Source organism: Tepidimonas sp. (assembly GCF_036824975.1).
GTDB lineage: Bacteria > Pseudomonadota > Gammaproteobacteria > Burkholderiales > Burkholderiaceae_C > Tepidimonas.
The window spans coordinates 1-19,687 of the sequence record NZ_DAISZC010000020.1; the positions used below are offsets into that span (position 1 = coordinate 1).

Here is a 19,687-nt window from a genome sequence, read left to right on the forward strand (position 1 = left end):
GCCCGCGCGGCCTGGGCGCCCCCGCAAGGGCGCCTGAGTGCGGCATGGGCTGGCGTACCTCATTTCTGGGGGAGTCTCTAGGTTGACTGCCTCGTTGTCTGTCGGACGGAATGGGCTGGCGCGCCTCATTTCTGGGGGAGTCTCTGGGGCCGCCACCCCGGCATGTGCATGTCGGGAAGGGCTGGCGCACCTCATCTCTGGGGGAGTCTCTGGGGATCTTTCCCCATCCGTCTGTTCACCTGCCGCAGTCCGCATCCTGCATGCCACTGCCCACCGATGTGGTGCGCCAGATGGGCCATGGCGTGAAGGACGCCGGGGGGATCCGCTGCATTGACTATGTCCCCAATTTAATATCAGCGTATACATGAGCCTTATGAAATGCACTCTGACCCCAAATATTGCGCTTGCGCGTCGCACCGTGTTGTCGTATCCTCGGGGCACTTTGCAGTCCTTCGCTTTGGAGTCTGGCGTGTCCGTTCCGTCTATTCCTTCTGCAGCCGCCGGCGGCCTGTATGACCCGGCGCATGAGCATGATGCGTGTGGCGTTGGTTTCGTGGCGCACATCAAGGGCCAAAAGAGCCACGCGATCATCACGCAGGCGCTCAAGATTTTGGAAAACCTCGATCACCGCGGCGCGGTGGGGGCCGACCCGCTGATGGGCGACGGCGCCGGCATCCTGATCCAGATCCCCGATCAGCTCTACCGCGAAGAGATGGCCAAGCAGGGTGTGACCCTGCCGCCGCCGGGCGAGTACGGCGTGGGCATGATCTTTTTGCCCAAGGAGCACGCCTCGCGCCTGGCGTGCGAGCAGGAGCTGGAGCGCGCCATCAAGGCCGAAGGGCAGGTGCTGCTGGGCTGGCGCGACGTGCCGGTCAACCGCGACATGCCGATGTCGCCGGCGGTGCGCAAGACCGAGCCCATCATCCGCCAGGTGTTCATCGGCCGCGGCAGCGACGTCATCGTGCAGGATGCGCTGGAGCGCAAGCTCTACGTCATCCGCAAGACGGCCAGCGCCGCCATCCAGCGCCTGCAGCTGACGCACAGCAAGGAATACTACGTGCCCAGCATGAGCAGCCGCACCGTGGTCTACAAAGGGCTGCTGCTGGCCAACCAGGTGGGCGAGTACTACTTGGACCTGCGCGATCCGCGCTGCGTCTCGGCGTTGGGGCTGGTGCACCAGCGCTTCTCCACCAATACCTTCCCCGAGTGGCCGCTGGCGCACCCGTACCGCTATGTGGCGCACAACGGTGAGATCAACACCGTCAAGGGTAACTACAACTGGATGCGCGCGCGCGAGGGCGTGATGGCCTCGCCGGTGCTGGGCGACGATCTCAAGAAGCTCTACCCGATCAGCTTTGCCGGGCAGTCCGACACCGCCACTTTCGACAACTGCCTGGAGCTGCTGGCGATGGCCGGCTACCCGCTGGCGCACGCCGTCATGATGATGATCCCCGAGCCGTGGGAGCAACACACGCTGATGGATGAACGCCGCCGCGCGTTCTACGAGTACCACGCGGCGATGCTGGAGCCGTGGGATGGCCCGGCGTCCATCGTCTTTACCGACGGGCGCCAGATTGGCGCCACGCTGGACCGCAACGGGCTGCGCCCCTCGCGCTACTGCGTCACCGATGACGACATGGTGATCATGGCGTCGGAGTCGGGCGTGCTGCCGGTGCCCGAAAGCAAAATCGTGCGCAAGTGGCGCCTGCAGCCGGGCAAGATGTTCCTGATCGACTTGGAGCAGGGGCGGCTGATCGACGACGAGGAAGTCAAGGCCACGCTGGCCAACGCCAAGCCGTACAAGCAGTGGATCGAGAACCTGCGCATCCGGCTCGATGACGTGGAGCGCCCAGTGGCCGGTGACGACGACGCCAGCGTCAAGGCCGTGGCCGACGAGTCGTCGCATGCCGCCATGGAGCGGGTGGATGCCCAGCTCCTGGATCTGCAGCAGGCCTTCGGCTACACCCAGGAAGACATCAAGTTCCTGATGGCGCCGATGGCGCAAAACGGCGAGGAGGGTGTCGGCTCGATGGGTAACGACAGCCCGCTGCCGGTGCTGTCCGACCGGCCCAAGCCGCTGTACAACTATTTCAAGCAGCTGTTTGCGCAGGTCACCAACCCGCCGATCGACCCGATCCGCGAGGCGATCGTGATGTCGCTGGTGTCGTTTATCGGCCCGCGGCCGAATTTGCTCGACATCAACCAGGTCAACCCGCCGATGCGGCTGGAGGTGAGCCAACCGGTGCTCAACCACGCCGACATGGCCAAGCTGCGCGACATCGCGCGCCGCACCGGCGGCAAGTTCAAGAGCGCGACGCTCGACATCACCTACCCCGTGGCATGGGGCAAAGAGGGCATCGAAGCCCAGCTGGCCTCGCTGTGCGCCGAGGCGGTGGATGCGATCAAGAGTGGGCACAACATCCTCATTCTCAGCGACCGCGGGGTCAACCGCGAGCGCGTGGCCATCCCCGCGCTGCTGGCATTGTCGGCCGTCCACCAGCATCTGATTCGCGAGGGTCTGCGCACCGCCACCGGGCTGGTAGTGGAGACCGGCAGCGCCCGCGAGGTGCACCACTTCGCGGTGCTGGCCGGCTATGGCGCCGAGGCGGTGCATCCCTATTTGGCGCTGGACACCCTGAAAGCAATTCACAAGGACCTGCCGGGCGAGCTGTCGGCCGACAAGGCCATTGCCAACTACATCAAGGCGGTGGGCAAGGGCTTGTCCAAGATCATGTCCAAGATGGGCGTGTCCACCTACATGAGCTACTGCGGCGCGCAGCTGTTCGAGGCGGTGGGCATCAACAGCGCCACGATCGAGAAGTATTTCACCGGCACCGCTAGCCGGGTGGAGGGTATCGGCGTGTTCGAAATCGCCGAAGAGGCGATTCGTCTGCATCGGCAGGCGTTTGGCGACGACCCGCTGCTGCGCAACATGCTCGATGTCGGCGGCGAATACGCCTGGCGCGTGCGCGGCGAAGAGCACATGTGGACGCCGGACGCCATCGCCAAGCTGCAGCACGCCACGCGCGCAGGCAACTACGCCACCTACAAGGAATACGCGCAGATCATCAACGACCAGTCGCGCCGCCACATGACGCTGCGCGGGCTGTTCGAATTCAAGGTCGATCCGGCCAAAGCCATCCCGATCGAAGAGGTGGAGCCGGCCAGCGAAATCGTCAAGCGTTTTGCCACCGGGGCGATGTCGCTGGGCTCGATTTCCACCGAAGCGCACACCACGCTGGCGATTGCCATGAACCGCATCGGCGGCAAGAGCAATACCGGCGAAGGCGGCGAAGACCCGGCGCGCTACCGCAACGAGCTCAGGGGCATCCCGATCCGCAAGGGCCAGACGGTGGGCTCGATCATCGGCCACGACAAAGTCGAGGTGGACTACGAGCTCCAAGACGGCGACAGCCTGCGCTCGCGCATCAAGCAAGTCGCCTCGGGGCGCTTTGGTGTGACGGCCGAGTATCTCGTCAGTGCCGACCAGATCCAGATCAAGATGGCGCAGGGTGCCAAGCCCGGCGAGGGCGGTCAGTTGCCCGGCTCCAAGGTGTCGCCCTATATCGGCTATCTGCGCTATTCGGTGCCGGGGGTGGGGCTGATCAGCCCGCCGCCGCACCACGACATCTACTCGATCGAGGATTTGGCGCAGCTCATTCACGACCTCAAAAACGTCAACCCGCGTGCCGACATTTCGGTCAAGCTGGTGTCGGAGGTGGGGGTGGGCACCATCGCGGCGGGCGTGGCCAAGGCCAAGGCCGACCACGTGGTGATCGCCGGGCACGACGGTGGCACGGGCGCGTCGCCGTGGTCGTCGATCAAGCACGCCGGCAGCCCGTGGGAAATCGGTCTGGCCGAGACGCAGCAGACACTGGTGCTGAACCGACTGCGTGGCCGCATCCGCGTGCAGGTCGACGGCCAGATCAAAACCGGGCGCGACGTGGTGATCGGCGCGTTGCTGGGCGCCGACGAGTTCGGCTTTGCGACCGCGCCGTTGGTGGTGGAGGGCTGCATCATGATGCGCAAGTGCCACCTCAACACCTGCCCGGTGGGCGTGGCCACGCAAGACCCGGTGCTGCGGCGCAAGTTTGCCGGCAAGCCCGAGCACGTGGTCAACTACTTCTTCTTCGTGGCCGAAGAAGTGCGCGCCATCATGGCGCAGCTGGGCATCCGGCGCTTCGACGATTTGGTGGGGCGCACCGACTTGCTCGACATGAGAAAGGGCATCGCGCACTGGAAGGCGCGCGGGCTGGACTACAGCCGGCTGCTGCAGCAGCCGCAGGTTGGCCCCGAAGTGCCGCGTCGCCATGTCGAGGCACAGGACCACGGGCTGGACAAAGCCCTGGATGTCAAGCTCATCGAGAAGGCGCGTCCCGCCATCGAGCGGGGTGAGAAGGTGCAGTTCATCGAGAGCGTGCGCAACGTCAACCGCACGGTGGGCGCGATGCTCTCCGGTGAAGTCACACGGCACCACCCCGAGGGGTTGCCGGATGACACCATTCGCATCCAGCTCGAGGGCACTGGCGGGCAGTCGTTCGGCGCGTTCCTGTGTCGCGGCGTGACGCTGTATCTGATCGGCGACGCCAACGACTACACCGGCAAGGGTCTGTCGGGCGGGCGCATCGTGGTGCGGCCCAGCATCGACTTCCGTGGTGATGCGGGGCGCAACATCATCGTCGGCAACACCGTGCTGTATGGCGCCACCAGTGGCGAGGCGTTTTTCCGCGGGGTGGCGGGCGAGCGTTTTGCGGTGCGGCTGTCTGGGGCGACAGCGGTGGTGGAAGGCACCGGTGACCACGGCTGCGAGTACATGACTGGCGGCACCGTGGTGGTGCTGGGTCCGACCGGGCGCAATTTCGCCGCCGGCATGAGCGGCGGCATCGCCTACGTGTACGACGAAGATGGCCTGTTCGCCAAGCGCTGCAACACCGCGATGGTGGCGCTGGAGCGCGTGGTCAGCAGCGCCGAGCAGGAAGCCACCGTCGACCGTGCGATTTGGCACCGCGGCCAGACCGACGAGGCGCAGCTGCGCCAGCTGCTGGAAGAGCATCACCGCTGGACCGGCTCGACCAAGGCGCGCGCGCTGCTGGACGACTGGGCCAGCGCCCGCAGCCGCTTTGTCAAGGTGTTCCCGCATGAGTACAAGCGGGCTCTGGCCGAGCTGGGCGCGCAGCAGGCCGCCCCGGGAGACGCACCGGCCGAGGCCAAACCGGCCAAGGGCGCGGCCAAGGCACGGCAGGGCGCCACCGCCTGATGCGCCGGTTCACGCAAGCGATACGGAAGCGACGATCATGGGCAAGATCACCGGTTTCATGGAATATGCGCGCGTCGAGGAGGGCTACCAGCCGCCCAGCGAGCGCGTCAAACACTACCGCGAATTTGTCATCGGGTTGGATGAGCAGCAGGCCAAAATCCAGGGCGCGCGCTGCATGGACTGTGGCACGCCGTTTTGCAACAACGGCTGCCCGGTCAACAATATCATTCCCGACTTCAACGACCTGGTGTACCGCGGCGACTGGAAAAACGCCATCGCCGTGCTGCACAGCACCAACAACTTCCCCGAGTTCACGGGCCGCATCTGCCCGGCGCCGTGCGAGGCGGCGTGCACGCTCAACATCAACGACGATCCGGTCGGTATCAAGTCGATCGAGCACGCCATCATCGACCGCGCCTGGGCCGAGGGGTGGGTGGTGCCGCAGCCGCCGCAGGTCAAGACCGGCAAGCGCGTGGCCATCGTCGGCTCCGGTCCGGCGGGGCTGGCGGCGGCGCAGCAACTGGCGCGCGCCGGGCACGACGTCACGGTGTTCGAAAAGAACGACCGCGTCGGCGGGCTGCTGCGTTATGGCATCCCCGACTTCAAGTTGGAGAAGTGGCTGATCGACCGCCGCATCGAGCAGATGCGGGCCGAAGGCGTGACCTTTCGAACGCGTGTGCTGGTGGGGCGGCTGCCCGAAGGATCGAAGGTCAACAACGATGCCCGCGAGACAGTTGATCCGCAGCAACTGCTGGCCGAGTTCGACGCCGTGCTGCTGTGCGGCGGGGCCGAGCAGCCACGCGACCTGCCGGTGCCGGGCCGCGAGCTCGACGGCATTCACTTCGCGATGGAGTTTTTGCCGCAGCAAAACAAGATCAACGCCGGCGACAAGCTGCGCAAACCGATTTCGGCCGCTGGCAAGCACGTCATCGTCATCGGTGGCGGCGACACTGGCAGCGACTGCGTGGGCACCAGCAACCGGCACGGTGCCGCCAGCGTCACCCAGTTCGAGCTGATGCCGCAGCCGCCGCTGCAAGAGAACAAGCCGCTGACATGGCCGTACTGGCCGCTGAAGCTGCGCACCAGCACCAGCCATGAAGAGGGTTGCCAGCGCGAGTTCGCCATCGCCACCAAGGCCTTCGTCGGCAAGGGTGGCAAGGTGGTCGCGGTGCGGACCGTCCGCGTGGAGATGAAGGACGGCAAGCTGGTCGAGATCCCGGGCACCGAAAAGGAGTATCCGGCCGACTTGGTGCTACTGGCCATGGGCTTTGTGTCACCGATAGCCACGGTGCTGGATGCCTTCGGCGTGGAGAAGGACGCGCGCGGCAATGTCAAGGCCCATACCGAGGTGCAGGGTGGCTACGCGACCAACGTGCCGAAGGTGTTTGCTGCCGGAGATATGCGGCGCGGCCAGTCGTTGGTGGTGTGGGCCATTCGCGAAGGCCGGCAGGCGGCGCGCGCCGTCGATGAATTCCTGATGGGGCAATCGGTGTTGCCGCGCTAAGGCGGCGTTGTGCGCCGTCCCGCCGCAGGGGCGGCGGAGCCACCGCTGGGGCTTCCTGACCGGTGCACAGGGGGCTCTGGTGGAATGTGCCCCGACCGAGCCGGGACCGATCCGCCACGCGGCTGCGGGATTTCCCTTATGATTCCGCCAGGCCGGCTGTACCGGCTTTGTCATTTTGATTGCCTCCATGAGCGCCCCTCCGCTGGTCGAACTGCGCGGCGTCACCTTCGGCTACGGTGACGGTCGTGTGGTGCTCGACGATGTCAGTCTGCGCGTGCCGCGCGGCAAAGTGTCGGTGTTAATCGGCACCTCGGGCGGCGGCAAGACCACGCTGCTGCGTCTGATCGGCGGGCAGCTGCGCGCACGCAGCGGGCAGGTGCTGTTCGACGGGCAGGATGTCGGTGCGCTGGACCGCAATGGGCTGTATGCGGTGCGGCGCCGCATGGGCATGCTGTTTCAGTTCGGGGCGCTGTTCACCGACATGTCGGTGTTCGACAACGTGGCGTTTCCACTGCGCGAGCACACTCGGCTGTCAGAGCCGCTGATCCGCGACATCGTGCTGATGAAGCTGCACGCCGTGGGCCTGCGCGGGGCGCGCGACCTGATGCCGGGCGAGCTGTCGGGCGGCATGGCGCGGCGGGTGGCGCTGGCGCGCGCCATCGCGCTCGACCCGGAGCTCATCATGTACGACGAGCCGTTTTCCGGGCTGGATCCGATTTCGCTGGGCACCGCGGCACGGCTGATCCGGCAGCTCAACGACACACTGGGGCTGACCAGCCTGATGGTGTCGCACGAGCTGGAATCGACCTTTGCGGTGGCGGATCACATCATCGTGCTGGCCAACGGACGGGTGGCGATGCAGGGCACACCCGACGCTGTGCGCCACAGCACCGACCCGCTGATCCGTCAGTATGTCACCGCTTCGCCCGATGGCCCGGTACGCTTTCACCACCCGGCGCCGCCGGTGGCGCAGGATTTTGGCTTGGCGCCGCAAGCAGGAGGGCGGGCATGAGCCGCTGGTGGCATCCCGCCCACATTGGCCTGGCAGTGCGCGCCAAGCTGGCCGACCTCGGTTTAGGGGCACGTTTGTTCGTGCGTCTGCTGCTGGGGTCCTGGACGTGTTTTCGGCGCTCCGCCCTCATCCGCGACCAGATCCATTTTCTGGGCAACTACTCGCTGTCGATCATTGCCGTCTCGGGCCTCTTCGTGGGCTTCGTCTTTGGCCTGCAGGGTTACTACACGCTGCAGCGCTACGGTTCGGCCGAGGCGCTGGGCCTGCTGGTGACGCTGAGTTTGGTGCGCGAGCTCGGCCCAGTGGTGACCGCGCTGCTGTTTGCCGGGCGCGCCGGCACGTCGCTGACGGCCGAAATCGGGCTGATGAAGGCGGGCGAGCAGCTTAGCGTGATGGAGATGATGGCGGTCGACCCGATCGACCGGGTGCTGGCGCCGCGCTTCTGGGCGGGCGTCATCGCGATGCCGCTGCTGGCGGCGGTCTTCAGCGCCATGGGCATCATCGGCGGCTGGGTAGTCGGTGTGCTGCTGATCGGCGTGGACGGCGGCGCCTTCTGGAGCCAGATCCAGGGCGGCGTCGACGTCTGGTCGGACGTGGGCAACGGCATGATCAAGGCGGTGGTGTTTGCCATTGCGGTGACGTTCATTGCGCTGCTGCAGGGGTTCGAGTCGCATCCGACGCCGGAAGGGGTGTCGCGCGCCACCACGCGCACCGTGGTCATGGCGTCGTTGACCGTGCTGGGGCTCGACTTCATTCTGACCGCGCTCATGTTCACCATCTGACGACGAAAGACACTGCCGTGATGCAACGCTCCAAGATCGATGTGTGGGTCGGCCTGTTCGTGGTGATCGGCACGGTGGCCATTCTGTTTTTGGCGCTGCAGGCCGCCAACCTGCTCAACCTGAGCTTTCAGCCCACCTACCGGGTGACGGCGATGTTCGACAATGTCGGCTCGCTCAAGCCCAAGGCTGCGGTGCGCAGCGGCGGCGTCGTGGTGGGGCGGGTGGAATCAATTGCATTTGACGACAAGTCATACCAGGCGCGTGTGGTGCTGGCGCTGGAGGCGCGTTATGCCTTCCCCAAAGACAGTTCGCTGAAGATTCTGACCAGCGGACTCTTAGGGGAGCAGTACGTGGGGATCGAGCCGGGCGGCGCCGATCAGAACCTGGCCGATGGGGATATCATTTCGCAAACGCAGTCGGCCGTCGTGCTCGAAAACCTGATCGGCCAGTTTCTGTTCAACAAGGCGGCAGAAGCAGGGGGGGGTCAGTGATGTCACCGTCTGATCACGATGTGCCCGCGGCGTTGGCCGAGGGCGGGTTGGCGCGCGTTGCGCGCGCGGCCACGCGCGCATGGCTGGCGGCCGCGCTGCTGCTGGGGCTGGCCGGTTGTGCCACCGGACCCGACGCCCATCCCCGCGATCCGCTAGAGCCGTTCAACCGGGGGGTTTATCGCTTCAACGAGGCGGTGGATGACGCGGTGCTCAAGCCGGTGGCCGAGGGGTATCAGGCGGCCGTTCCGCAGCCGGTGCGCACCGGTGTAGCCAACTTCTTTGGCAACCTGCGCGACTTGTGGTCAGCGGTCAACGCGGCGCTGCAGGCGCGCCCGCAGCCGGCGGCCGAAAACTTCATGCGCTTCAGCGTCAACACGGTGCTCGGTTTGGGGGGCGTGCTGGACATCGCCAGTGAGATGGGCCTGGCGCGCACCACGCTCGATTTCGGTCACACCTTGGGTCGCTGGGGCGTGCCGTCGGGTCCGTATCTGGTGCTGCCGCTGCTGGGGCCGTCCACCGTGCGCGATACCGTGGCGCTGCTGGCCGACCGGCGCGGGGATCCGGTCGCGCAGGGGGGCGAGGACGTGGCGACGCGCAACGCGCTGCAGGCGCTGCGCATTGTCCAGCAGCGCGCCACGCTGCTGCGTGCCGGTGAGCTGCTCGATCAGGCCGCGCTGGACAAGTATGGCTTTACCCGCGATGCCTACCTGGCGCGCCGGCAGCGCCAGATCGAGGAGGCACAGGGGCGCAACGGCGACGAGTGAGGGCTGGGCGGTGGCGTCGCGGGGGTGCGATGTGGGTGGGGTCTGCGCTATCGCCGGCCTCGCGTCAGGGGCCAGCACCGCTAGGATGCGGGGGTGGACCGGCGCAACGGACGTCACCGGTGGTGACCGCACGGAACCGCGGCAGGCATCGAAGATTCGAATCATCATGAAGTATACGCTTACACACGACACCCTGGACAGAGGTGATGGCCTGCGGCGCCCGACGCGTCGCCGCTGGTTGGGCGGCGCGCTGGCCGTCGCGGGCGCAATAACGCTGGGGCCCCTGCGGGGCTGGGCAGAGGTGGCGCCCGAAGGGCCCGACGCCCTGATCCAGCGCGTCGGCCAGCAGGTGTTCGACGCGGTCAAGAAAGACCCGGCGCTGCGCAACGGGGATCTGACGCGCATCATGGCGCTAGTCGATACGATGCTCATGCCCCACGTCAACTTCGAGCGTATGACAGCCTCAGCCGTGGGACGGTTTTGGCGCCAAGCCACGCCCGAGCAGCGTCAGCGCCTACAGCAAGAGTTCAAGACGCTGCTGGTGCGCACCTATTCTGGGGCGTTGACCCAGATCCGAGATCAGACGTTGGTGATTCGTCCGCTGCGCGCGGCGCCCGACGCGACCGAGGTGGTGGTGCGCTCTGAAATCCGTGGTCGTGGCGACCCTATCGCACTGGACTATCGGCTCGAGAAGACGCCCGAGGGCTGGAAGGTGTACGACCTCAACGTGATGGGCGTGTGGCTGGTGGAGACGTATCGCACCCAGTTCGCGCAGGAAATCAACGCGCGCGGCATCGACGGGTTGATCGCCGCGCTGGCCGAGCGCAACCGCGCCAACGCGTCGCGCAGCTGAGCCATGGTGGCGACCGTGCTGCCCCCGTTGCCCGCCACCCTGACGCAGGCCGAGGCCGAGGCGTATCTGGCGCGCTGCCGCGCGGCGATAGCGACCGCGCCCGCCGGCGTGCCCTGGCGGCTGGATGCCTCGGCGCTGCACAGCTTCGACTCGTCGGCGCTGGCCGTGCTGCTGGCGCTGCGGCGCGAGGCTGCTGCCCGCGGTGCCGCCTGGCACATCGACGGCCTGCCCGACCGGGTGCGGGTGCTGGCCGGCCTGTACGGGGTGGCCGAGCTGCTGACCGCCTAAAATGGCGGGTTTATGTCCGCCGCCCTCGTCTTTGATCGCGTCAGCAAGCGCTACGCCACCCCGCGGGGGGTGCTCGATGCCCTGCACGAGGTGCAGTTCGCCGTGCAGCCGGGCGAGTTTTTTGCGCTGCTCGGCCCCAACGGCGCCGGCAAGACGACGCTGATCAGCATTCTGGCTGGGCTGACGCGCCCCAGCAGCGGGCGTGTGGCGGTGTTTGGTGCGGACGTGCAGCGCGATGCGATGCAGGCGCGGCGGCTGTTAGGTATCGTGCCGCAGGAGCTGGTGTTCGACCCCTTTTTCACCGTGCGCGAGGCGCTGCGGTTTCAGTCCGGCTACTTTGGCATTCGGCGCAACGACGACTGGATCGACGAGCTGCTCGCCGGGCTGGGGCTGAGTGACAAGGCGGATACCAACATGCGGCAGCTGTCGGGTGGCATGAAGCGGCGCGTGATGGTGGCGCAGGCACTGGTGCACCGCCCGCGCGTCATCGTGTTGGACGAGCCCACCGCGGGTGTGGACGTGGAGCTGCGCCAGACCCTGTGGGCCTTCATCGCGCGGCTCAACCGCGACGGCTGCACGGTGCTGCTGACCACCCACTACCTGGAAGAAGCCGAGGCGCTGTGCAGCCGGGTGGCAATGCTGCGCGCCGGCCGCCTGATCGCGCTGGAGCGCACCGCCGAGCTGTTGCGCCGCGCCTCCTCCAACGTGCTGCGCTTCAAGACCGACCAGGCGTTGCCGGCCGAGGTGGCGCAGCGCGCGCGCGCCACCGGACGCATCTGGCAGGTGAAGGTGCACGATGCGGTGGAGGTGGAGCAGACGCTGGCGGCGCTGCGTCAGGCCGGCGTGGTGCTGGAGGACATCGAGGTGCGCAAGGCCGATTTGGAGGATGTGTTTCTGGAGCTGATGGCGGCGTTCTCCGCCACGCAGGGGCGGCACGCATGAGCGGCTGGCGTACCCTGTTCGTCAAAGAGGTGCTGCGGTTCTGGAAGGTGGCCTTCCAGACCGTGGCTGCGCCCATCGTCACCGCCATGCTATATCTGCTGATCTTCGGCCATGTGCTGGAAGATCATGTGCAGGTGTACGACGGTGTCGGCTACACGGCCTTTCTGCTGCCCGGGCTGGCGATGATGAGTCTGCTGCAAAACGCGTTTGCCAACAGCTCCTCCAGCCTGATCCAGAGCAAGATCATGGGCAACCTGGTGTTCGTGCTGGTCACCCCCCTGTCGCACTGGGCGTGGTTCGTGGCCTACGTGGGCTCGTCGGTGGTGCGCGGGTTGGTGGTGGGGGCGGGGGTGCTGCTGGTTGCCGCCTGGGCCGCCGAACTGCACTTTGCGCATCCGCTGTGGATCGTGGTGTTTGCGGGGCTGGGCGCCGCGCTGCTGGGGGCGCTGGGGGTGATTGCCGGGCTGTGGGCGGAAAAATTCGACCAAATGGCGGCTTTTCAGAACTTCATCATCATGCCGATGACGTTTTTGTCGGGTGTGTTTTACTCGATCCACTCGCTGCCGCCATTCTGGCAGCGGGCCAGCCACCTCAACCCGTTTTTCTACATGATCGACGGGGCGCGCTACGGCTTTTTCGGGGTCAGCGACGTCTCGCCGTGGCTGAGCCTGGCGGTGGTGGCGGGGGCGTTCGTGGCGGTGTCCGCGCTGACGCTGTACCTGCTGCGCATCGGCTATAAGGTGCGCCACTGAAGGCCGCTGCCGTGCTTCGTTGCGCATCCGTTTCCCTATGCTCCCTATGCTTGCGGGCCACGCGGTGGGCCTGCGGCCCGACCGCCCGGTTCTCCCGCAACGCTTTGCGCCCGTTTCACTTCAAGGACAGCACCGCATGGTCATGACTGCTGAGCAACTGCGCGCCCTCATCGCCGAGGGGTTGCCGTGTACCCATATCGAGGTCAGCGGCGATGGGCGCCACTGGGCTGCTGTCGTGGTGTCGCCCGCGTTTGAAGGCAAGCGCGCCATCCAGCGCCACCAGATGGTGTACGCGACGCTGGGACAGCGCATCCACACGGATGAAGTGCACGCGCTGTCGATGAGAACCTACACCCCGGCCGAGTGGCAGGCCGCAGCCGCCCGGGCGTGAGGGGACGATGGCCATGGATCGTTTGCGGATTCGCGGGGGACAGTCGCTGCACGGTGAGGTGCTGGTTTCGGGGGCCAAGAATGCCGCACTGCCCGAGCTGTGCGCGGCGCTGCTGAGCGCGCAGCCGGTGACGCTGCGCAATGTGCCGCGGCTGCGCGATGTGGCCACCATGCGCACGCTACTGCAGCGTATGGGGGTGCGGGTGGACACGCACGGCGAGCGCGGCGGCATGACGCTGTATGCCGCCGGACCGCTGGATCCGGTGGCGCCCTATGAGCTGGTCAAAACCATGCGTGCGTCCATCCTGGTGTTGGGGCCGCTGCTGGCGCGCTGCGGGCGTGCCCGCGTGTCGCTGCCCGGTGGCTGCGCCATCGGCTCGCGTCCGGTGGACCAGCACATCAAGGGGCTGCAGGCGATGGGGGCCGAGATCACGGTCGAACACGGCTACATCGAGGCCCGGTTGCCCGTTGGCCGCTCACGTCTGCGCGGCGCGCGCATCACCACCGACATGGTGACCGTCACCGGTACCGAAAACCTGATGATGGCCGCCACGCTGGCCGAGGGCGAGACGGTGCTGGAAAACGCCGCTCAGGAGCCGGAGGTGGTCGATCTGGCCGAGCTGCTGATCCGCATGGGCGCGCGCATCGAAGGGCACGGCAGCAGCCGCATCCACATCCAAGGGGTGGCCGCGCTGCACGGTGCCGAACACACGGTGGTGGCCGACCGCATCGAGGCCGGTACCTTTTTGTGCGCAGTGGCCGCCACCGGCGGCCAGGCTCGGCTGCAGGGCGCGCGCGCCGACCATCTGGATGCGGTGGTGGACAAGCTGCTGGCCGCGGGCGTGCAGGTGCAGCCCGACGAAGGCGGGGTGCGCGTTGCCTCGCCGGGTGCTGTGGTGCTGCGCGCGCAGAGCTTTCGCACCACCGAATATCCGGGCTTTCCCACCGACATGCAGGCGCAGTTTATGGCGCTGAACTGCGTGGCGCAGGGCCCCAGCGCCGTCACCGAAACCATCTTCGAAAACCGCTTCATGCACGTGCAGGAGCTCGTGCGGCTGGGCGCGCAGATTCGCATCGACGGACGCACTGCGTTCGTCGAAGGCGGGCGGCGCCTGTCGGGGGCCACCGTCATGGCCACCGACCTGCGGGCCTCGGCCAGCCTGGTCATCGCTGGCCTGGTGGCCGACGGCGAGACGGTGGTCGAGCGCATCTATCATCTGGACCGCGGCTACGACCAGATGGAGCGCAAGCTGCGCGCGCTGGGCGCGGACATCGAGAGGATCGCATGAGCGCGGACACCCTGACCCTGGCCTTGTCCAAGGGCCGTATCTTCGACGAAACGTTGCCGCTGCTGCGCGCCGCCGGCATCGAGGTGCTGGAAGACCCCGAGACCTCGCGCAAGCTGATCCTGCCCACCACCCGGGCGGACGTGCGGGTGGTGCTGGTGCGGGCCACCGATGTGCCGACCTACGTCGAGTACGGCGGCGCCGACCTGGGGGTGTGCGGCAAAGACACGCTGCTGGAGCACGAGGCCGCTTCGGGTGGGCCGGGGCATGTCGGTCTGTACCAGCCGCTGGATCTGGGCATTGCGCGCTGCCGCATGAGCGTGGCGGTGCGCGAGGACTTCGACTACGCCCGTGCGGTGCGGCAGGGCGCGCGTCTGCGCGTGGCCACCAAGTACGTGGCCGTGGCGCGCGACTTCTTCGCCGGCAAGGGCGTGCACGTGGACCTGATCAAGCTCTACGGCAGCATGGAGCTGGCCCCGCTGACTGGGCTGGCCGACGCGATCGTCGATCTGGTTTCCACCGGCAACACGCTCAAGGCCAACCGGCTGGTGGAGGTCGAGCGCATCATGGATATTTCGTCACGGTTGGTGGTGCGGCCGGTGTCGCTCAAGCTCAAACGGGCGCGCCTGCAGCCGATTCTGGACGCCTTCGCGCAAGCGGTCGGACAGCGCAATGGGGGGTGACCGTCGTGGTGTCCGATGCCCGCGCGGTCGGCGATACCCCAGCGCCGCTAGGCGCCGGCGATGGCCGAGTCGCCCGATGTCGGCCATTCATCGAGGTCTGATGACGGACGCCGTACCGATGTCGCGCTGCGCTGCGACAATACGCCTATGAGCACTGACCAAGCCTTGCTGGCCCGCCCCTGGCGGCTGGATACCGCGCAACCCGACTTCGAGGCGCGCTTGGCAGCCCGCCTGCACTGGTCGGCTGAAACGGACGCGACCATCGAGCAGCGCGTGGCCGAGATCCTGGCCGACGTGCGCGCCCGCGGTGACGCAGCGGTGCTGGAGTACACGCGCCGCTTCGACGGGGTACAGGCCGAGCAGGTGGCGGAGCTGGAGCTGGACGCCGGCGCTTTGCGCGCGGCGTTCGAGGCGCTGCCTGCGGCGCAGCGCGCAGCGTTGCAGCAGGCGGCAGCGCGTATCCGCCGCTACCACGAGGCGCAGCTCGACGCCTGTGGTCGGTCGTGGTCGTACCGTGACGCCGACGGCACGTTGCTGGGCCAGAAGGTGACGCCGCTGGATCGTGTTGGCATTTATGTGCCCGGTGGCAAGGCGGCTTATCCATCGAGCGTGCTGATGAACGCCATTCCGGCCCATGTGGCAGGCGTGCCCGAGATCGTGATGGTGGTGCCCACCCCGCGCGGCGAGCGCAACCCGCTGGTGCTGGCCGCCGCGCACGTGGCCGGCGTCAGCCGCGCCTTTGCCATCGGGGGCGCGCAGGCGGTGGCGGCGCTGGCCTACGGCACCGCCACCATCCCGAAGGTCGACAAGATCACCGGCCCGGGTAACGCCTATGTGGCCAGCGCCAAGCGGCATGTCTTTGGTACCGTCGGCATCGACATGATTGCGGGGCCCAGCGAGATTCTGGTGCTGGCCGACGGCAGCACCCCACCCGACTGGGTGGCGATGGACCTGTTCAGCCAGGCCGAGCACGATGAGCTGGCGCAGTCGATCCTGCTGTGCCCGGACGGCGCCTATCTGGATGCGGTGCAGGCCGCCATCGACCGGCTGCTGCCGACTATGCCGCGCGCGGCCATCATCGCCGCTAGCCTCAACGGCCGCGGGGCCCTCATCCGCACGCGCAGCATGGAGGAGGCGTGCGCGCTAAGCAACCGCATTGCCCCGGAGCACCTGGAAATCGCCAGCCGCGAGCCGCACCGTTGGGAGCCGCTGCTGCGCCACGCGGGCGCCATTTTCCTGGGCGCCTACACCAGCGAAAGCCTGGGTGACTACTGCGCCGGTCCCAACCATGTGCTGCCCACCAGCGGCACGGCGCGCTTTTCTAGTCCGCTGGGTGTGTACGACTTCCAGAAGCGCTCCAGCCTGATCGAGGTCAGCGCCGCCGGTGCGCAGACGTTGGGTCGCATTGCCTCGGTGCTGGCGCATGGCGAGGGTCTGCAGGCGCATGCGCGCGCAGCCGAGCTGCGGCTGGATGCGGAGGGTGCGGCATGAGCGCACGGCTGCAGGCAGCGCTGCAGCGTATCCGCGACGACGTGCAGGGCATGCACGCCTACGCCATTCAGGATGCGGCTGGCCTCATCAAACTGGACGCGATGGAAAACCCCTACCCGTTGCCTGAGCCGCTGCAACGCGCGCTGGGTGAGCGGCTGGGGCGGGTCGCCATCCATCGCTATCCCGGCCCGCGCATCGACGACCTCAAGCGCGCGCTGGCGGCACACGTCGGGCTGCCCGAGGGGGCCGCGCTGATGTTGGGCAATGGGTCGGACGAGCTGATCGCGCTGCTGGCCATGGCCTGCGACCGGCCCGGCGCCGCCATCCTGGCGCCAGTGCCCGGCTTTGTGATGTACACGATGAGCGCGCAGCTGCAGGGGCTGGCCTTCCATGGTGTGCCGCTGACGCCCGATTTCGCGCTCGACGAGGCCGCCATGCTGGACGCCATTGCGCGCGTGCGGCCGGCCATCACCTACCTGGCCTACCCCAATAACCCCACCGCCAACCTGTGGGACGAGGCCGTCATGCGCCGCCTTATCGATGCCGTTGCGGCCGTCGGCGGGCTGGTGGTCATCGACGAGGCGTACCAGCCCTTTGCCAGCCGCACCTGGCTCGACGTCTGGCGCCGCGAGCGCGCGGCGCACGGGCATGTGCTGATCATGCGCACGCTGTCCAAATTCGGGCTGGCAGGGGTGCGGCTGGGCTACCTGATCGGTGAGCAGGCACTGGTGCAGCAGCTCGACAAGGTGCGACCGCCCTACAACGTCAGTGTGCTCAACGCCGAATGCGCGCTGTTTGCGCTGGAGCACGCCGAGGTCTACGCGCAGCAGGCAGCCGCCATCCGCGCCGAGCGCCAGCGCCTGTTGGCGGCGCTGGCGACGCTGCCCGGCGTGCAGCCCTACCCCAGCGAGGCCAACATGATCCTGGTGCGTGTGCCGCACGCCACACGCGCCTTTGCCGGCCTGCGCCAGCGTGGGCTGCTGGTGAAGAATGTTTCTACAATGCATCCGTTGCTGGCCAATTGCCTGCGGCTGACCGTGGGCACCCCTGCGGAAAACGACGCGCTGCTGGCGGCGTTGCCATCTTCGCTATGACCACCTTGCCTGTACTTTCCGCCGTGGCGCGTGTTGCCGACGTGCAGCGCGTCACCGCCGAAACGCAGATCCGCGTCCGTGTTGATCTGGACGGCAGCGGCCGCTCGCGCTTGGACACCGGCATCGGCTTTTTCGACCACATGCTCGACCAGATCGCCCGCCACGGGCTGATCGATCTTGACGTCGAATGCCGCGGCGACCTGCATATCGACGGACACCACACGGTGGAGGACGTCGGCATCGCGCTGGGACAGGCGGTGGCGCAGGCGGTGGGCGACAAGCGCGGTATCCGCCGCTACGGGCACGCCTACGTGCCGCTGGATGAGGCGCTGTCGCGCGTGGTGGTGGATTTTTCCGGCCGCCCGGGGCTGCACATGGACGTGCGCTTCACGGCCGCCATGATCGGGCAGTTCGACACGCAGCTGGTGCACGAGTTCTTCCAGGGTTTCGTCAACCACGCGGGCGTGACGCTGCACATCGACAACCTCAAGGGCCACAACGCGCATCACCAGTGCGAGACGATCTTCAAGGCCTTTGCGCGCGCGCTGCGCGCGGCGTTGGAGCGCGACCCGCGGCTGGGCGACGTCGTGCCCTCCACCAAGGGCAGTCTGTGAGGCCGGTGCGCGCCGCTTGCTGACCCGTCACGATGAGTCTTCCGATCACGCGCCAGACGGTTGCCGTCGTCGATTACGGCATGGGTAACCTGCGTTCGGTGGCCCAGGCGGTCATCCACGCGGCGCTGACCACCGATCACGTCGATGTCGTCGTCACCGCCAGCCCGCAGGTGGTGCGCGACGCCCACCGCGTGGTGCTGCCCGGGCAGGGCGCCATGCCCGACTGCATGGCCGAGCTGGAGCGCAGCGGCCTGCGCACGGCCGTGCTGCACGCGGCCGCCACCAAACCGCTGTTTGGCGTCTGCGTAGGCATGCAGATGCTGCTGGAGCACTCCGAGGAAGGCGACACGCCCGGCCTTGGGCTGATTGCGGGCCGCGTGGTGCGTTTTCGCCTGGAGGGGCAGCGCCAAAGCGACGGCAGCCGCTATAAGGTGCCGCAGATGGGCTGGAACCGCGTCTGGCACCGCTTCGAGCACGGGCCGGGCGAAAACGTGCCCAGCCATCCGTTGTGGACGGGCATCCCCGACGGGAGCTACTATTATTTCGTGCACAGCTATCACGCCCACCCCGAGCATTCGGCGCACGTGGCGGGTGTGACCGAGTACGGCGTGCGCTTTGCCAGCGCCATTGCGCGCGACAACCTGTTCGCCACCCAGTTCCACCCCGAAAAGAGCGCCGCCCAGGGGCTGGCGCTGTACCGCAACTTCCTGCACTGGAACCCCTAAAGCCACCTCTGACGAGCCATGCTGCTGATTCCCGCCATCGACCTGAAAGACGGCCAGTGCGTGCGCCTCAAGCAAGGCGATATGGACCAGTCCACCGTATTTAGCGACGACCCTGCCGCCATGGCGCGCCACTGGGTGGAGCAAGGGGCCGAGCGGCTGCATCTGGTGGACCTCAACGGCGCTTTCGCGGGCAAGCCCAAGAATGAAGCCGCCATTCGCAGCATCTTGCGCGAGGTCGGCGACGAGGTCGAGGTGCAGCTCGGCGGCGGCATTCGCGACCTCGACACCATCGAGCGCTACCTGGACGCGGGGCTGCGCTACGTCATCATCGGCACCGCAGCGGTGAAAAACCCGGGCTTCCTGCACGACGCCTGTACGGCGTTCGGCGGGCACATCATCGTCGGGCTGGACGCCAAGGAGGGCAAGGTGGCCACCGATGGCTGGAGCAAGCTCACCGGGCACGAGGTGGTGGATCTGGCGCGCAAGTTCGAGGACTACGGCGTCGAGGCCATCGTCTACACCGACATTGGCCGCGACGGCATGCTCACCGGCATCAACGTCGAGGCCACCGTGCGCCTGGCGCAGGCGCTGTCCATCCCCGTTATCGCCTCCGGCGGCCTGTCGGGCCTGGACGATATCCGCCGCCTGTGCGCGGTCGAGTCCGAGGGCGTCGAAGGCGTCATCTGCGGGCGCGCCATCTACAGTGGCGACCTGGACTTCGCCGCCGCCGTGCGCCTGGTGCGCGAGGGCAGCGCCTGA

At 67.3% G+C, this 19,687-nt stretch carries 18 protein-coding genes; all 18 read left to right on the forward strand.

The window, feature by feature from the left end; translation table 11 throughout:
* Positions 1-469: 469 nt before the first annotated feature.
* The 18 genes from V7Z54_RS03885 to hisA all read left to right on the forward strand — a co-directional run bounded on the left by V7Z54_RS03885 (position 470) and on the right by hisA (position 19,687).
* On the forward strand, positions 470-5,257 hold the full coding sequence (locus V7Z54_RS03885; RefSeq protein WP_334134495.1) for a glutamate synthase-related protein: 4,788 nt from the start codon (positions 470-472) through the stop codon (positions 5,255-5,257).
* Positions 5,258-5,294: 37 nt separating this feature from the next.
* A complete protein-coding gene (locus V7Z54_RS03890; RefSeq protein WP_334134497.1) occupies positions 5,295-6,761 on the forward strand; it encodes a glutamate synthase subunit beta in 1,467 nt (488 codons plus the stop codon).
* Between the two features lie 187 nt (positions 6,762-6,948).
* The gene (locus V7Z54_RS03895) at positions 6,949-7,773 is read left to right on the forward strand and encodes an ABC transporter ATP-binding protein (RefSeq protein WP_334134499.1); all 825 of its coding nucleotides are present in this window, start codon (positions 6,949-6,951) and stop codon (positions 7,771-7,773) included.
* Positions 7,770-8,555 carry a lipid asymmetry maintenance ABC transporter permease subunit MlaE gene (mlaE, locus tag V7Z54_RS03900; protein ID WP_334134500.1) on the forward strand — a complete coding sequence of 262 codons (786 nt, stop codon included), beginning with the start codon at positions 7,770-7,772 and terminating at the stop codon, positions 8,553-8,555. The genes V7Z54_RS03895 and mlaE overlap by 4 nt, the downstream gene beginning before the upstream one ends.
* Positions 8,556-8,575: 20 nt before the next feature.
* A complete protein-coding gene (gene mlaD / locus V7Z54_RS03905; RefSeq protein ID WP_334134533.1) occupies positions 8,576-9,046 on the forward strand; it encodes an outer membrane lipid asymmetry maintenance protein MlaD in 471 nt (156 codons plus the stop codon).
* Positions 9,046-9,810 (forward strand): MlaA family lipoprotein, encoded by a 765-nt coding sequence (locus V7Z54_RS03910; RefSeq protein WP_334134501.1) that lies wholly within the window; start codon positions 9,046-9,048, stop codon positions 9,808-9,810. The genes mlaD and V7Z54_RS03910 overlap by 1 nt, the downstream gene beginning before the upstream one ends.
* 166 nt (positions 9,811-9,976) lie before the next feature.
* Positions 9,977-10,663: an MlaC/ttg2D family ABC transporter substrate-binding protein gene (locus tag V7Z54_RS03915; protein WP_334134502.1), complete on the forward strand. Its 687-nt coding sequence runs from the start codon at positions 9,977-9,979 to the stop codon at positions 10,661-10,663.
* Positions 10,664-10,666: 3 nt separating this feature from the next.
* Positions 10,667-10,951, forward strand: coding sequence for an STAS domain-containing protein (locus V7Z54_RS03920; protein ID WP_334134503.1), 285 nt, complete (start codon positions 10,667-10,669; stop codon positions 10,949-10,951).
* Between the two features lie 12 nt (positions 10,952-10,963).
* A complete protein-coding gene (locus tag V7Z54_RS03925) occupies positions 10,964-11,893 on the forward strand; it encodes an ABC transporter ATP-binding protein (protein ID WP_334134504.1) in 930 nt (309 codons plus the stop codon).
* Entirely contained in the window at positions 11,890-12,645 is a 756-nt protein-coding gene (locus V7Z54_RS03930; protein ID WP_334134506.1) for an ABC transporter permease, read from the forward strand. The genes V7Z54_RS03925 and V7Z54_RS03930 overlap by 4 nt, the downstream gene beginning before the upstream one ends.
* A gap of 142 nt (positions 12,646-12,787) precedes the next feature.
* On the forward strand, positions 12,788-13,036 hold the full coding sequence (locus tag V7Z54_RS03935; RefSeq protein ID WP_334134534.1) for a BolA family protein: 249 nt from the start codon (positions 12,788-12,790) through the stop codon (positions 13,034-13,036).
* Between the two features lie 13 nt (positions 13,037-13,049).
* Positions 13,050-14,324, forward strand: a complete 1,275-nt coding sequence (gene murA / locus V7Z54_RS03940; RefSeq protein ID WP_334134508.1) for a UDP-N-acetylglucosamine 1-carboxyvinyltransferase — start codon at positions 13,050-13,052, stop codon at positions 14,322-14,324.
* Positions 14,321-15,004 carry an ATP phosphoribosyltransferase gene (gene hisG, locus V7Z54_RS03945; protein ID WP_334134509.1) on the forward strand — a complete coding sequence of 228 codons (684 nt, stop codon included), beginning with the start codon at positions 14,321-14,323 and terminating at the stop codon, positions 15,002-15,004. Before murA ends, hisG begins: the two co-directional genes overlap by 4 nt.
* Before the next feature lie 147 nt (positions 15,005-15,151).
* Positions 15,152-16,495, forward strand: coding sequence for a histidinol dehydrogenase (gene hisD, locus V7Z54_RS03950; RefSeq protein WP_334134510.1), 1,344 nt, complete (start codon positions 15,152-15,154; stop codon positions 16,493-16,495).
* Positions 16,492-17,589 carry a histidinol-phosphate transaminase gene (hisC, locus tag V7Z54_RS03955; protein ID WP_334134511.1) on the forward strand — a complete coding sequence of 366 codons (1,098 nt, stop codon included), beginning with the start codon at positions 16,492-16,494 and terminating at the stop codon, positions 17,587-17,589. The genes hisD and hisC overlap by 4 nt, the downstream gene beginning before the upstream one ends.
* Positions 17,586-18,203 (forward strand): imidazoleglycerol-phosphate dehydratase HisB, encoded by a 618-nt coding sequence (hisB, locus tag V7Z54_RS03960; RefSeq protein WP_334134512.1) that lies wholly within the window; start codon positions 17,586-17,588, stop codon positions 18,201-18,203. The genes hisC and hisB overlap by 4 nt, the downstream gene beginning before the upstream one ends.
* A 32-nt stretch (positions 18,204-18,235) precedes the next feature.
* Positions 18,236-18,928 (forward strand): imidazole glycerol phosphate synthase subunit HisH, encoded by a 693-nt coding sequence (gene hisH / locus V7Z54_RS03965; RefSeq protein WP_334134513.1) that lies wholly within the window; start codon positions 18,236-18,238, stop codon positions 18,926-18,928.
* Positions 18,929-18,946: 18 nt separating this feature from the next.
* Positions 18,947-19,687 carry a 1-(5-phosphoribosyl)-5-[(5-phosphoribosylamino)methylideneamino]imidazole-4-carboxamide isomerase gene (gene hisA, locus V7Z54_RS03970; RefSeq protein ID WP_334134514.1) on the forward strand — a complete coding sequence of 247 codons (741 nt, stop codon included), beginning with the start codon at positions 18,947-18,949 and terminating at the stop codon, positions 19,685-19,687.

Excerpts from the sequence above, each read along its gene's own strand:
- hisA (WP_334134514.1), top strand. The coding sequence starts at position 18,947 with ATGCTGCTGATTCCCGCCATCGACCTGAAAGACGGCCAGTGCGTGCGC.
- murA (WP_334134508.1), top strand. The coding sequence starts at position 13,050 with ATGGATCGTTTGCGGATTCGCGGGGGACAGTCGCTGCACGGTGAGGTG.
- mlaD (WP_334134533.1), top strand. The coding sequence starts at position 8,576 with ATGCAACGCTCCAAGATCGATGTGTGGGTCGGCCTGTTCGTGGTGATC.
- V7Z54_RS03895 (WP_334134499.1), top strand. The coding sequence starts at position 6,949 with ATGAGCGCCCCTCCGCTGGTCGAACTGCGCGGCGTCACCTTCGGCTAC.
- hisG (WP_334134509.1), top strand. The coding sequence starts at position 14,321 with ATGAGCGCGGACACCCTGACCCTGGCCTTGTCCAAGGGCCGTATCTTC.
- hisH (WP_334134513.1), top strand. The coding sequence starts at position 18,236 with ATGAGTCTTCCGATCACGCGCCAGACGGTTGCCGTCGTCGATTACGGC.
- V7Z54_RS03925 (WP_334134504.1), top strand. The coding sequence starts at position 10,964 with ATGTCCGCCGCCCTCGTCTTTGATCGCGTCAGCAAGCGCTACGCCACC.
- hisD (WP_334134510.1), top strand. The coding sequence starts at position 15,152 with ATGAGCACTGACCAAGCCTTGCTGGCCCGCCCCTGGCGGCTGGATACC.
- V7Z54_RS03915 (WP_334134502.1), top strand. The coding sequence starts at position 9,977 with ATGAAGTATACGCTTACACACGACACCCTGGACAGAGGTGATGGCCTG.
- V7Z54_RS03920 (WP_334134503.1), top strand. The coding sequence starts at position 10,667 with ATGGTGGCGACCGTGCTGCCCCCGTTGCCCGCCACCCTGACGCAGGCC.
- V7Z54_RS03890 (WP_334134497.1), top strand. The coding sequence starts at position 5,295 with ATGGGCAAGATCACCGGTTTCATGGAATATGCGCGCGTCGAGGAGGGC.
- hisC (WP_334134511.1), top strand. The coding sequence starts at position 16,492 with ATGAGCGCACGGCTGCAGGCAGCGCTGCAGCGTATCCGCGACGACGTG.
- mlaE (WP_334134500.1), top strand. The coding sequence starts at position 7,770 with ATGAGCCGCTGGTGGCATCCCGCCCACATTGGCCTGGCAGTGCGCGCC.
- V7Z54_RS03935 (WP_334134534.1), top strand. The coding sequence starts at position 12,788 with ATGACTGCTGAGCAACTGCGCGCCCTCATCGCCGAGGGGTTGCCGTGT.
- V7Z54_RS03910 (WP_334134501.1), top strand. The coding sequence starts at position 9,046 with ATGTCACCGTCTGATCACGATGTGCCCGCGGCGTTGGCCGAGGGCGGG.
- V7Z54_RS03930 (WP_334134506.1), top strand. The coding sequence starts at position 11,890 with ATGAGCGGCTGGCGTACCCTGTTCGTCAAAGAGGTGCTGCGGTTCTGG.
- hisB (WP_334134512.1), top strand. The coding sequence starts at position 17,586 with ATGACCACCTTGCCTGTACTTTCCGCCGTGGCGCGTGTTGCCGACGTG.